This window comes from Novosphingobium sp. (assembly GCF_025351285.1).
Taxonomy (GTDB): Bacteria; Pseudomonadota; Alphaproteobacteria; order Sphingomonadales; family Sphingomonadaceae; genus Novosphingobium.
The window spans coordinates 1-12510 of sequence record NZ_JANXWG010000077.1 but is presented as its reverse complement, the minus strand read 5'-3'; the positions used below and the strand labels follow the sequence as shown (position 1 = coordinate 12510).

General features: G+C 59.5%; 12 protein-coding genes. 4 read left to right on the top strand and 8 right to left on the bottom strand.

Annotated elements, in window-relative coordinates:
- From Q0R16_RS09240 to Q0R16_RS09230, 3 genes are all read left to right on the top strand, one after another.
- Nucleotides 1-945, top strand: a 945-nt coding sequence (locus Q0R16_RS09240; RefSeq protein ID WP_295635388.1) for a DNA methyltransferase, incomplete at its 5' end; no start/stop codon positions are given.
- Nucleotides 938-3622, top strand: a complete 2685-nt coding sequence (locus Q0R16_RS09235; RefSeq protein ID WP_295635385.1) for a TnsA endonuclease N-terminal domain-containing protein — start codon at nucleotides 938-940, stop codon at nucleotides 3620-3622. The genes Q0R16_RS09240 and Q0R16_RS09235, both read left to right, overlap by 8 nt.
- Before the next feature lie 400 nt (nucleotides 3623-4022).
- A complete protein-coding gene (locus Q0R16_RS09230; protein ID WP_295635383.1) occupies nucleotides 4023-5165 on the top strand; it encodes a phospholipase D family protein in 1143 nt (380 codons plus the stop codon).
- A gap of 48 nt (nucleotides 5166-5213) precedes the next feature.
- On the opposite strand, the gene Q0R16_RS09225 is transcribed toward Q0R16_RS09230, so the two are convergent.
- From Q0R16_RS09225 to Q0R16_RS09200, 6 genes are all read right to left on the bottom strand, one after another.
- Nucleotides 5214-6200, bottom strand: a complete 987-nt coding sequence (locus Q0R16_RS09225) for a DNA adenine methylase (protein ID WP_295635380.1) — start codon at nucleotides 6198-6200, stop codon at nucleotides 5214-5216.
- A gap of 399 nt (nucleotides 6201-6599) precedes the next feature.
- Nucleotides 6600-7604, bottom strand: a complete 1005-nt coding sequence (locus Q0R16_RS09220; RefSeq protein WP_295635377.1) for an NADP-dependent oxidoreductase — start codon at nucleotides 7602-7604, stop codon at nucleotides 6600-6602.
- A gap of 2 nt (nucleotides 7605-7606) precedes the next feature.
- Nucleotides 7607-8035: a nuclear transport factor 2 family protein gene (locus tag Q0R16_RS09215; protein ID WP_295635374.1), complete on the bottom strand. Its 429-nt coding sequence runs from the start codon at nucleotides 8033-8035 to the stop codon at nucleotides 7607-7609.
- Nucleotides 8036-8098: 63 nt separating this feature from the next.
- Nucleotides 8099-8449 (bottom strand): Rieske (2Fe-2S) protein, encoded by a 351-nt coding sequence (locus Q0R16_RS09210; RefSeq protein ID WP_295635371.1) that lies wholly within the window; start codon nucleotides 8447-8449, stop codon nucleotides 8099-8101.
- 19 nt (nucleotides 8450-8468) lie between these two features.
- Nucleotides 8469-9224: a glucose 1-dehydrogenase gene (locus Q0R16_RS09205; protein ID WP_295635368.1), complete on the bottom strand. Its 756-nt coding sequence runs from the start codon at nucleotides 9222-9224 to the stop codon at nucleotides 8469-8471.
- Entirely contained in the window at nucleotides 9221-10228 is a 1008-nt protein-coding gene (locus Q0R16_RS09200) for an NADP-dependent oxidoreductase (protein ID WP_295635365.1), read from the bottom strand. Before Q0R16_RS09200 ends, Q0R16_RS09205 begins: the two co-directional genes overlap by 4 nt.
- A gap of 107 nt (nucleotides 10229-10335) precedes the next feature.
- Between Q0R16_RS09200 and Q0R16_RS09195 the strand changes: the two genes are divergently transcribed.
- Complete coding sequence (locus tag Q0R16_RS09195) at nucleotides 10336-10752, top strand: nuclear transport factor 2 family protein (RefSeq protein WP_366857415.1); 417 nt, start codon at nucleotides 10336-10338, stop codon at nucleotides 10750-10752.
- A 52-nt stretch (nucleotides 10753-10804) separates the two neighbouring features.
- Here the strand turns inward: Q0R16_RS09195 and Q0R16_RS09190 are convergent, their stop codons facing one another.
- Together Q0R16_RS09190 and Q0R16_RS09185 are read right to left on the bottom strand one after the other, a co-directional pair.
- Nucleotides 10805-11338: a VOC family protein gene (locus Q0R16_RS09190; protein WP_295635360.1), complete on the bottom strand. Its 534-nt coding sequence runs from the start codon at nucleotides 11336-11338 to the stop codon at nucleotides 10805-10807.
- Nucleotides 11339-11357: 19 nt separating this feature from the next.
- Nucleotides 11358-12510 (bottom strand): 2-oxo acid dehydrogenase subunit E2 (locus Q0R16_RS09185; protein WP_295635357.1); only part of this gene is annotated, 1153 nt, incomplete at its 5' end.

The window sequence follows — 12510 nt, the reverse complement described above, 5'->3', positions numbered from 1 at the left end:
GAAGCCCTTCTCGAGAGAGCTTTGCAGTTAGCAACGAAACCGGGGGCATTGGTGTTCGATAGCTTCATGGGATCGGGAACCACTCAGTCGGTTGCGATGAAGCTAGGCCGAAGATTCTTGGGTGCCGACATTAATCTCGGGGCAATTGAAACGACTATCAAGCGACTGAACAACGTGCGCGAGGATTTGGCGAGCAGAGAGGCAACCCTCATTGACGCAATCGAACAAGGTAAAAAAAAGCTCTTTACAGGCTTCGAGGTCTATAACGTTAACAACTATGAGCTCTTTCGCAACCCGGTCGAGGCCAAAGAGCTCATCCGCGAAGCAATGGAGTTGCAACCTCTACCTCCTAGCAGCGCATTTGATGGCCAACGCGAAGGCTATTTGGTCAAGATCATGCCGGTGAACCGCATTGCGACGCGACAGGACTTGAATGAGGTGATCAACGGCCTCGACTTCAAGGCCTTTGAGCGCCGCCAGGCAGAAGCACCAAACAAGCCGGTAGAGCGAATCCATCTGGTGTGCATGGGTCATGAGCCCGATCTTGGCCCAGCTTTGCAAAAGGAAACTAAACCGTTTGACATCGACGTGATGGTAACCGACCTCATTCGCGACAAGGCGCACTTGCATTTCAAGAAGGCGTCTGACGCGCGCCTCGCCATTGAAGGCAGCGAGATGGTCATCAAGGGCTTCTACCCGATGAACTTGCTTCAGAAGCTATCGCTGGAGAGCGATGCAGTGGAAGACTGGCGCCAGCTTGTTGAGAGCGTGAAAGTCGATTTCCACTATGACGGAGCGGTGCTCACCCCTGCCATCGTCGATGCGCCGGGCAAAGACGATCTCGTTATGGGCCGTTATGCGATCCCCGCTGATGCCGCGACGATCCGCGTGAAGATCACCGATCTGCTTTCCGAGTCGTGGGAAGGCGATATCGAAAATGGCTAAGGGCAAGAAGACTATCCGGCAGGACTTCGCCTTCTTCCATGCGCTGCTGAAGTTCTACACCGACAATCGCGGCACGATCCGCAAAGGCTACAAGCAACTGTCCAAGCAGGTGCTGGATTTCAATGATCCGGACCTGCGGACCGATGCCTTCCTGCGCAAGCCTCAGTTCGAGGCCCTAGAAATCTATGTCTTCCTTAAGGAGTTTGGCGACAACGCCCACGTCCATGAGCTGTTCGAGCAGTGGGCCAAGAATAACGGGTTGTTCGCAGACTTCCAGACAACCGGCGCTGATCGCAAGGGCCAAGGGACACTACTTCCCTTTATGGAGCTGGAAGGCGAAGAGCAATATCAGGCGATCTTCACAAAGCTGAGCGAGCGCGCCCGAACTTACCCGAACTACATTTTTGCGCTGACCATGGGTTTGGGCAAAACCATCCTTATGGCGACATGCATCTTCTACGAATTTCTCCTCGCCAACAAGTTCAGCAAGGACACCCGCTTTTGCAAGAACGCGCTGGTGTTCGCGCCCGACAAGACGGTTTTGCAATCGCTGAAGGAAATCCAGACGTTCGATCTCAGCAACGTCGTCCCGCCGGAATATGCCAACTTCCTTCGGTCGAACCTGAAGTTCCACTTCCTTGATGACACCGCCTCAACCATCGGCGCGCAGGACGGTTCATCGTTCAACGTCATCATCTCGAACACACAAAAGATCATCCTGAAGCGCCGCTCTGCCGTGCCAACCGCGACGGACAAGCTGTTCTCGGATAAGACGGGCACGCTGTCGGAAGTCTACGGCGAGCTCTATGAAATGCTGGGTGAGGCTGCGCCGGAAACCGATGCCGATCTGGCGGTCAACGCCCGCTTCCAACGCATCGCGCGCCTGCCCCAGCTTGGCATCTATGTCGATGAAGCGCACCATTCGATGGGAGCAGCGCTCGAAAAGGACCTTGGCCAGGCCAAGCAGGATTCCGCGCTGCGGATGACCATCGACGAACTGGCGCGCGCGCTGGAGCACAAGAAGACCAGCGTGGTCGGATGCTACAACTTCACGGGCACGCCCTACGTCAAAGACACGATCATGCCCGAGGTCGTCTACGCCTATGGGCTGAAGCCCGCGATCGATAACAAATACCTCAAGCAGCCTGATTTCGTGGACTATTCGGGCAACGTGAAATCCGACGACTTCCTCAAGCTGGCAGTGCAGGATTTTTGGGAACGCGAAGGCGAAAAGCGCAGGGAGGGAATGCTCCCCAAGCTGGCGATCTTCGCATCCACCATCGATGAACTCGATACAGAGCTCCGCCCTGCCTTGGAAAAAATTCTGACCGAACTGGGTGTGCCGACAAACCGGATTCTGGTGAACGTCGGCGATGAGAAGCTGACCACCGATGAGGACATCCGAGAGTTCAATCGCCTCGACACCGAGGCATCGGACAAACAATTCATCCTACTGGTCGGCAAAGGGCGTGAAGGCTGGAACTGCCGATCACTCTTCGCCGTCGCACTATATCGCAAGCCCAAGTCTCGCATCTTCGTTCTGCAATCAACCATGCGCTGCTTGCGCTCGATTGGCGAGATTCAGGAAACCGGGCACATCTACCTTTCCGCCGAAAACATGGAGATTCTGAAGGACGAGCTCCAACAGAACTTCCGCGTCACCACTGACGAGATCGGGCCGAAGAAAACCGACGAGAGCGAGACTTACGTCGTAACAGCGGTGCCGCCCCCAGTCGTTCTCACCATCACCCGCCGCCGCCAGCTATTTCAGACGCGGCGGAAGGCTGAGCCAGCAAAGCTCGCGTTTGATCTCTCGGATGCCGCCTTGGAGCGATATCGCGCAACCTTGCGCCGCCGTAAGGCCGTCAATGCAGCCATCGAAGAGCAAGAGGATGTTACCGATCGCCTCGATAATCGGAAGTTCAGTGACTACACGCTGGTTGCCGAGGTCGCCCGATATTTCTCCGGCGATGGCGTCTCGCCCTTTGACATCTCCACCATGCTGGAAGGGACCGATGTAGGGCTCCCCCGATTGGTAGAAGCCGTCAATATGTCAAACGACGTTCTCTATGATCTCGTAGTTCCTGCCGTTTTCGAAGCCTTGTTTGAGATCAAGACGTTTGAAGACCCGGTCAAAGAGCAGATCGAGTTGGTCAAAGGCTGCGACCAGGAATCGAATCACGTTCCAACATTTACGTTCCGCGCAAAACCGCACCTCGTCGCAAGTCGCGATTTTCCAGAGTATGCTGGGACACGGCACCGTACCTTCCACCTTGACCACTATTGCTTCGACAGCCAACCTGAGGTCGATTTTTTCGAGAAGGTGCTGAGTCTCAATGCCGGCGACAAGATCTATTTCACCGGGATGCTGGTGCATGGACAGTCCGGCTTGCGGGTCAATTACATCCACCCGGAGTCCCACACGGTATGCAATTATTACCCCGACTTTCTGATTCTCCGCGAGGACGGGTCTACCCATCTGGTTGAGGTTAAGTCGGCATGGAAGTCCGACGATCCAGTCGTTTTGGCCAAAAAGGAAGCTGCCGAGCAGCTCGCTGAAGGTAGTCGCTTCCACTACGCCATGGTGACAAAAGATGACTTTGATTCGTTTCTCGACAATCAGACAGGGTGGCAGAATTATGTGGGTCGAACTTTGAATCCAGTTCTGGCACTTTAGAGCGGCAAAGCCAGATGCGTTTTTGGAACATTTTCCATTTTTCTTGTTTTCTATTCATAGGGTTCGCCATAGGCCGTGGAAGTTCAGAGTAGGTCATCGTCAGAAATACGGCTAAAATTATGGCAATGGCATATACCTCCACATTTATTGTTTGTTATCAATGCTAATTGCATCCCTCCGTCTCCGCCAGAACCATCTGAAAATTAAAGATTTTCCCGGTCCGGGCCTTCAAGGCGCGTCAGACCTCACAGGCTTAACGCCTGGCGCTTTTTAGCGCATATTTAGCGGCATATCCCGGTTCGACTAGGTCATATTAGCGCACCATGCTGAACGGGCACTTGTCATGCCGTCCACACGGACTACGACCCTAAGCTGAAATCGTTCGGCGATGGGGAACGCGTTGGAATATCTGGACAGTACCATTCGCTTGAGCAGCAACGCACTTGCCCACTGGCTATCCCAAGAGGTTCCAGGCGAGCAAGCGCATCTCAGGATAAAAACAGGGTACTTCACATTAGATGGTCTCGGCGGACTGAAGTCATCGGTGGATCACCTCGTCTTGAATGACCTACCAATCACGATCGCGTTAGGGGCGAACGAGCAAGCCACGATCAAGAGCGATGTGGATTCCCTTTACGCGCTAATCGGATGCCCAAGGCCGAATGCAAGACTATGTGTCATCAGCTGCATCGGGGGACTTTTCCATCCCAAGGTTGTCCACCTGACAAGAACAGATGGCAGTGCGTTCGCCTATGTCGGCTCGGCAAATGTGACATCCGCCGGCCTAAATGGCACCAACATCGAGGCGGGCATCTTACTTGACAGTCGCAAGGGCGACCCCATAGGCATCTTAGATCAAATAGCTGTCAGCATCGACGATTGGTTTAAAGGCCCTCAAGCGGGCGTTACCAACATCGGAAGCCTTGCGATTACGCAACAACTTGTTTCGTCCGGCATTTTGGGCGCGGTAAAACAGGTCAAGAAAAGTGGATCCCTAGGAGCGTCCGGGGGAGCGCCTTCCCCTCCACGCATGCCCTTAACGGCCCTTGTGAGCTTTCCGACCCTAGTGACGCCCACCGGCGGCAATTCAACGAGCAGCCAAGCTACACCACAAAGCGCAAGCTCCACGTCAACACCTTCCCAAGGCTTCGGTAGTCAAGAAATTCTCATCGCAGAGATTGGCAAGGGGGACCGCTGGAAACAGGCCAATTTCCCATACTTAGTCATGCAAGGTTATTTCGGCGTAAATCCTACCGGAAATGGCTACATAGACCTGATACCAGTCGACCTGAACGGTACAGCATCAGCTCCCGTCTCAACTAAGGCGGTCAATGTCCAAAGCAAGAACTATCGCCTCGAACTCGGTTCAGTCGCCGGAATGGCCTTCCCAGCAAGCGGGCGGCCCATCGCAGTATTCCGAAAGGTTGGATCTGCCCAATTCCGCTACCACGTCTTCTTCCCCAGTGACCCGAGTTATGCAGCCCTACAGACAGGTCTCACTCAACTGTATCAAGGCCCCCTCGCCAATTGCCCCGCATCATGATTGATTCCGCAACATTGAGTCAAATCTGGGCCGCCTGCCCAGTATAAATCAAAGATTGCACAGCAGGAGATATTCAGCCTCATAGGATATTTCTTTGTTCAAATCGGTCTTGTTTAGACGACTGTGAGAGAAATTTCCGACCGATTCGACGTGGACACTTTTAAAGTGCCGCTTTGCGAGTTCCGTTACGGCTTCCATTGTCATAACCCGAGGGTGCGCATTCCGCTCCGAAGCGTAAGGGGAGTACGACAAGACAAGCGGCACTCCTTTGCTCGCGACGAGGCGAAATAACTGATCAAACGCTGCGGGCGCCTCTGAACGTATGCAAAATGGCGACTGGTGGCGTTCCGTACGATAGACACCCCTGCTCGGACGCGTGCGACCATGAGCGGTATTGTTTGAAATTTCCGGGTCATCGCGGAGTGCGAGCGTCTCTAGTACATGATAAAATCGGCTGTAGTGATCGCGGGTATAAGGTGGGTCGGCATACACAATATCGGCATCAAATTCTGGGGATTCCAAGAACTCAGCGTAGTCCGATCTAATAACTTGATTCTCGAATTGGCTTGATCCATTCGCAATATACTTCTCCAATATGCCAATGAATGTCATCAAAACGGGCTTTTCTCGGTCCCGTGCAGCAAGTGAATACAAAGTCGGCTTTATCTTTCCGCTTTTGTCGTGCGGACGAATTGGCTGAGCAAAATGTTTTCCAACTGTGTTGACTAGCTCACTCGCCGTACTCAAGGTCGTCGCAATTAATAGCGACCGAACCTTGGGATCGGCTGAGTGGGCATAGTCCAGTAGGACATCGATTTCAGCCGCCTGTTTGAATGAAAAGTAAGTGCCGCAGAAGTGACGGAGCGCCATCGACTCCAAGCCATTCGCGCCAAAAGTTGCGCTTAGGGTTGCCTTCGTTTTCTCCATAGCTTGAATGATCTCGGGAAGAGCCTTCTCCCGCTGCGCAGTGAGAATCGATCCAATTTCAATTAGTGATGCTAGAAGAAGGCTCTCGCCGCGAGCAGCATGCGCCATAGCCCGTGCTTCGAGCTCAATCAGCGGGGCAGCAGCCCTCAGGACACCAGACTTGGTTGAAAAGCTGATTCGCGCTGCCAACTCATCCTCGACTGACCGTACGGACAAGCCAGGTGAGGGACGCAGCAATGCGTCGCATATGAATCTGGAATATTCCTGGATATCCACAGCTGTAACAGGTCTTGTTTGCGCAAAGTGGTTGGCCACCGTTCCCGACCCCGCGAAAAGATCGCATAGGTGGGAGCCCCTGGTTGCGAGGCCCGAAATTGCGCCATCTGGACTTGTCCCGGTTTTGCGCCGGTCACCTGAGCGTTTTAGGCTCGCAACAGCAGACCGGCGAGAGGATCAAGCATGAAGCGGTGCGGATTGCGTCCTCGGTCGGCCGAAAAGCATCCCGGTTCATCCGACTTCGACCAGCGCCTTTCCGAACGCTTTCCCCGATAACATTCGCGTATAGGCCTCCAGTGTGTTCTCCAGCCCGATGGTCTCGTCGAAACGCGAAGCCAGCGTGCCGGCCCGGCGCCATGCATCGAGCTGTGCGATCAGTTCGGGCCCGCGCTCTAGGTGGTCGGGGATGAAGAAGCCCTCGATGCGCAGCCGCTTCATTAACACCTGGTCGAACCGCGCCGGGCCAGGCAGCGCCGTATCGCTGGCATAGGCCGCGACCATGCCGCACACCGCAACGCGGCCGTAATGCGCCATGTTGGGCAGCACCGCATCGAGCAACTGGCCGCCGACATTGTCGAAGTAAGCATGGACCCCGCCGGGTATGGCAGCGAGCAAGCCGGCAACGTCGTCGGCGCGATAGTCGATTGCGATGTCGACCGCGATTTCCTCTCGCAAGTAGCGCGTCTTGGCCGGGCCGCCGGCGATGCCGATCACCCTTGCTCCAAGGTTGCGTCCGATCTGGCAGGCAAGACTGCCGGTCGCGCCCGCGGCGGCAGACACCACCAGCCATTCGCCAGGCCGGATCGCGGCGATCTCGCGCACGCCGACCAGTGCGGTCCAGGCATTCATGCCCAGTGTGCCGAAGTGCTCGCGCGGATCTATCGTATCGTCGAGCGCCTCCAGACCAGCCAGTGCGGGCATGACGACAGGATAATCCGCCCACTGCCCGAAGCCGCGCACCAGCGTGCCCTCGGGGAAGGCCGGATCGCACGATTCGCACACCCGGCCCAGCACCAGCCCTTGCATCTTCACGCCCAGTGGAAGCGGCGGCTGGTAGCCATCGGTGCGCGGCCCCATCCACATCCGCGTGCCCGCATCCATCGACAGGTATTGCGTGGCGATTCGCACTTCGCCCTCTGCGAGCGTGGCGAGCGGTTCCTCGCGCAAGCTCAGTGCCGACGCGAAATCCAGCCCCTGCGGCCGCCGGTCGAGTTGCCAGAAGCGGTTCACCGCCACGCTCAGGCTTCCTTCGGCCCCTGCTGGCGGTGGATGTTGCGGAACGATCGGCTCTTGAACAGCCATTGCCCGTCGATCTTGACGCAGACGTCCTCGTAGGCGCCGCGATCGCGAAGTGTCAGGTCGCCCTGGTCATAGACTTCGGCCGTGAAGCTGCGCACTTGCGCGACCTCGCCGGCCACTTCGATCGAGCCGGGCCAGGCTTCGAACATGATCCCCGGATAGCCCTTCATCGCCTCGACCCACATCGCCACGATCGCGGGGCGGCCCTTGGTGGTGCCGATCTCGGGATAATCGGGCAGCGACCATTCGGCGTCCTCTGCCCAGGTGGCGCCCCAGGCATCGGCATCGCCGCGCGTGACTGCATCGGCGTAAGCGTCGAGCAGTTCGCGGATCGCAAGGCGGTCTTCGGCGGGGCCGGTGAAGGGCATTGGTTTCTCCCGATGGATTATCGGTTGAACCTAGCGTCGATCCCGCCTGCGCGAAGCTGTGAGTTAGGCGAGGACCGGTGTTTCGTTCAACCCCGGCGGTTCGTCGGGCATGCACACCTCGATCGTGCCATCGGACACGCGCAAGTCGAACTTGCGCAAATCGGCATAGGCACCGCCGATGCACTTGCCGGTCTCGACTTCGAAACGCGCGCCGTGCAGCGGACACATCACCGCGCCGCGCCGGATCTTGCCGCCGGAAAGCTGTGCCGCCTGGTGCGTGCAGCGATCGTTGAGCGCTGCAAAGCCATCGTCGGTGCGCGCGACGAGCACGTGCCATCCGGCGATTTGCGTCGCGAGTTTGCCCTCCTCGGGGAACGCGGCTTCGGCGAGCAGGGAATGCCAGGTTGCTGTCACGGGCTCGGCTTTCGGTCGATCAGATGGTGCTGCCGCCGTCGATACGGAATTCGGCGCCGGTGGCAAACGCCGATTCGTCGGCGGCGAGATAGGCGGCAATCGCCGCGATTTCAGCAGGCGTGCCCAATCGGCCTAGCGGGTGCGTGGCGACGAACGAGGCATACAGCGCTTGCGGATCGGCCGACTGCGCGAGCACCTTGTCGAGGATCGGGGTGCGGATCAGCCCGGGGTGGATCGTGTTGCAGCGGATATCATACCCGGCCTTGGCGAAATGGATCGCGCAACTTTTGGTCAGGTGCGTCACCGCCGCCTTGGCCGCGTTGTAGGCGACCAGATCGGCCTGCGCGCGCACCCCGCACATCGATGACATGTTGATGATCGAGCCGCCGGTGCGGTGCGGCGGGCGCATTTTGGGGATCACATGCTTGCAACCGAGGAACACGCCGATCACGTCGACATTGAATTCGTGGACGAATTGTTCGAGGCTGACCTCCTCGATGCTCCCCAGCGTGGTGATCCCGGCGTTGTTGACCAGCACGTCGAGCGCGTCGCAGGTATCGAGCGCGGCGAGCCATTCGCTCTCGCTCGACACATCCAGCCGGACCGCGCGTGCCACGTGGCCTAGCGTTTGGGCAAGAGCCGTCGCGCCATCGAGGTCGATATCGGCCAGCACGACTTCGGCCGCGCCTTCCTCGACATAGCGCTCGGCTATCGCCGCACCGAGGCCCGACGCGCCGCCGGTGATGAAGCAGCGCTTGCCTTCCAGCCGCCTCATACCAGCACCAGCGTCTTGCCCACGGTCCGCCCCTCCATCAGCGCGATGAACGCCCCGGTCAGGCTTTCGAAACCGTGGTGCAGGTTTTCGAGCGGCTTGAGCTTGCCCTCGGCGTAAAGCCGGTCGAGCGTGGCTTGTGCTTCGGCCAGGCACTCGGGGAAATCATAGGTAATGAACCCCTCGATCCGCACGCGGTTGACCACGAGTTGCCAAAGCTGACGGATGCCCGGCGGGTGATCGGCGTCGTTGTATTGCGCGATCATCCCGCACAGCGCCACGCGGCCGCGCATCGCCATCAGCGGCAGCACCGCATCGAGCAGATCGCCGCCGACGTTGTCGAAATAGACGTCCACGCCATCGGGGGCGGCCGCCGCCACCGCCGCGCCAATATCGGCTTCGGCGCGGTAATCGATCGCCACGTCGGCCCCCAGCGCGAGGACTTGCGCGGCCTTGTCGGGCCCGCCGGCCATGCCGATCACGCGACACCCGGCGGCCTTGGCCAGTTGGACCACGGTGCTGCCGGTCGCACCCGCCGCCGCGCTGACCAGCACGGTCTCGCCCGGCTTGGCCAGGCCCACCGCGAACAGCCCGACCCATGCGGTCAGTCCCACCGGCCCCATCGCGCCCATGTAATGCTGCAACGGTACGCCCGGCGCGGGGGTGACATTCTCCAGCCCCAGCGCGTTGCCGTCGATCACGTAGTGGTCCGACCAGGTGGCGAACGCGCGGACCAGCGTGCCGACCGGCCAATCGGGGTTGTTCGATTCGACCACCTCACCCAGCGACATGCCCGCGATAGCCGCACCGATCGCGACCGGCGGAAGGTAGCTCGGCCGATCGTCAAGGAATCCGCGGATCGCCGGATCGCTTGATCCCACGCGCATCTTCACCAGCATCGCGCCGGGGCCGGGTTTCGGCATCGGCGCGCGCACCAGCGCGAAGTCTTCTGGCACCGGCACGCCCTGCGGGCGGCGGGCGAGCGTGATCTGGTGAATGTCTCCCATGCCAGCCGCTCTACCGCTTCGGAGCGCGCGCGCGAGCCTCGCCATAGCGCTAGGTTTGCGCGGGCGCGCCTTGCGGCACTGTGCGGCCAAACCGGGAGACACAAGCGATGACCATGACCCCAGCCGAAATCGAAACCTACATCGACGATCTCTACGCCGCCACCGGTGCGGGCGATTGGGACAAGGCGGCATCGATGCTGACCGACGATTTCTTCGTGACCGAGGCCGATTGTCTGCCGATGGCCGGGGTCTATCGCGGGAAGAACGCGCTCAAGGACTTGTTTCTCAAGGTGATGGGCATGATGGACGTGGCCGCGCTCGATCGCGGGCAGACCACGGTCGGCAACGATTGCGCGGTGACGCTGGTGTCGTTCCGCTTCGCCGATCCGGCGCTGGCGCCCGCCGAATTGTGCGAATTGTTCCGCTTCCGCGACGGCAAGGTGTGCGAGATCAGGCCTTACTACTTCGATCCCGCCACTGTGGTTGCGGCAGTCGAAGCGAAGAAGGCGGCGGTTTCAGCCTGAAGCATCACGCCAAAAAGTGGGCGCCGGTTTTTGGATTTCCGTGATGCGGCAACTATAAAGTCCGCAAGGGATCGCTACCGTCCCAGTCCTTCGCGGCGTCCTTGATCATCTGGAACAGGCCTTCGAACCCGGCCATCGGCTGGAGCAGTTCGATCAAGTGGCCCGGCCCGCCGCCGGCGTCGACATAGATGACCTCACCGCTGTCGCCCACCTTGCCCTCAACCAGCACTTCGGCGCCGATTGCAGCGCAGGCCTGGCGGGCTTGCACGATCGATTCGACGAAGATGCAGACGTGATGCAGCCGGTCCTTCACGCCGTATTCGCCGGTGTAGATCGAGGGCGCGTCGTTCTCCACCCGAATCAGTTCGATCTGGATATCGCCCCAATAGGCGATCGCGATCGAGAATACCGAAGCGGTTGGTTCACCACGGTATTTCATCTCGCCAAGCTGGACATTCTCCATCAGGTAGAACGGCCCGACGCCTATCGTCTCGGTCCAGTATTTCAGCGTCGCGTCGAAATCGCTGGGCAGGTAGGCGAGCTGGATGATCGGGCCAAGCGCCTTGATCGGGCCGACATTGGCCATAGGAATTCTCCTCAGAAGGTCAGGCGAACAGGCCCTCGGGCGCTTCGATCAGCCCCTTGAGCGTGGCCAGGAACGGCGCCGCCACAGCCCCGTCGATCGCGCGGTGATCGACCGACAGCGTCAAGCCGATGCGGCTTTCGAAGCTCAGCGAACCGTCATCATTCTCCACCGGCGCGCGGACGATCGTGCCCACCGCCAGAATCGCGGCTTGCGGCGGGTTGATCACCGCATCGAAGCTTTCGATCCCGAACATGCCGAGGTTGGAAACGGTGAAGGTGCCACCATCCATGTCCTCATAACCGAGGCGCCCGGCCGCTGCCTTGTCGATCAGCGCGCGCGTGGCCTGGGCGATCTGCTCGATCCGCATCCGGTCCGCCTGCCGCACGATCGGCGTGACCAGGCCCTTGGGGCTGGCCACCGCGATCGCCACATCGGCGTGGGGAAAGTGGTGGATCGTCTCGCCGTGCAACTGCACGTTGATCGCGGGGTGCCGTGCCAGCGCGATGGCCACTGCCTTGATCAGGTAGTCGTTGATCGAGGCCTTGCAGCCGAGCACCAGGTTGGCGGTCTTGCGGAGCGCGGTCAGTTCGTCGGTGCGGGCCGAGACGCGCAAATAGAAATGCGGAATCTCCTGCTTGGCCTGCGTCAGCCGCTGCGCGACGATCTTGCGGATCTTGTCGAACGGCACGACCGTGGCGGTATTGGCAACGAGCGCGAACGGCGCATCGCGGCCGATCGCAACCGGTTCGGGCACCAACGCCAGCACATCGCGCTTCGATATGCGCCCGCGCGGGCCGGTGCCCTTGATCGGCTTTAGATCGATGCCGTGGATCGCCGCCAAGCGCCTCGCCAGCGGTGAGGCGAACACCGTGACGTCCTCTGCCGCGAGCGGCTGCGCGCCCTTCAACGCCGGCGCTGCGGGGGCGCGCAAAGCCTGATGGACGTCCTGATAAGTGATCCGCCCATCGCGGCCCGAACCCGTCACATCGGTCAGGTCCAGCCCCTCGGCTTGCGCGAGTTTGAGCGCCTCGGGGCTGATCGGGCGATTGGTGGTGATGGTTGCGGGCTTGGCCACCGGCTTAGGTGCAACGGCGGGGGCAGGCACACCAGCCTTGGCCGCAACCCCGGTTTCGGCCGGCTTGAACCCGGCGATGAACGCGTCGATCTCCTCC

Coding starts and splice junctions, on each gene's coding strand:
- Q0R16_RS09235 (WP_295635385.1), top strand. CDS start 938: ATGGCTAAGGGCAAGAAGACTATCCGGCAGGACTTCGCCTTCTTCCAT.
- Q0R16_RS09225 (WP_295635380.1), bottom strand. CDS start 6,200: ATGGCGCATGCTGCTCGCGGCGAGAGCCTTCTTCTAGCATCACTAATT.
- Q0R16_RS09215 (WP_295635374.1), bottom strand. CDS start 8,035: ATGCCCTTCACCGGCCCCGCCGAAGACCGCCTTGCGATCCGCGAACTG.
- Q0R16_RS09205 (WP_295635368.1), bottom strand. CDS start 9,224: ATGAGGCGGCTGGAAGGCAAGCGCTGCTTCATCACCGGCGGCGCGTCG.
- Q0R16_RS09200 (WP_295635365.1), bottom strand. CDS start 10,228: ATGGGAGACATTCACCAGATCACGCTCGCCCGCCGCCCGCAGGGCGTG.
- Q0R16_RS09195 (WP_366857415.1), top strand. CDS start 10,336: ATGACCATGACCCCAGCCGAAATCGAAACCTACATCGACGATCTCTAC.
- Q0R16_RS09190 (WP_295635360.1), bottom strand. CDS start 11,338: ATGGCCAATGTCGGCCCGATCAAGGCGCTTGGCCCGATCATCCAGCTC.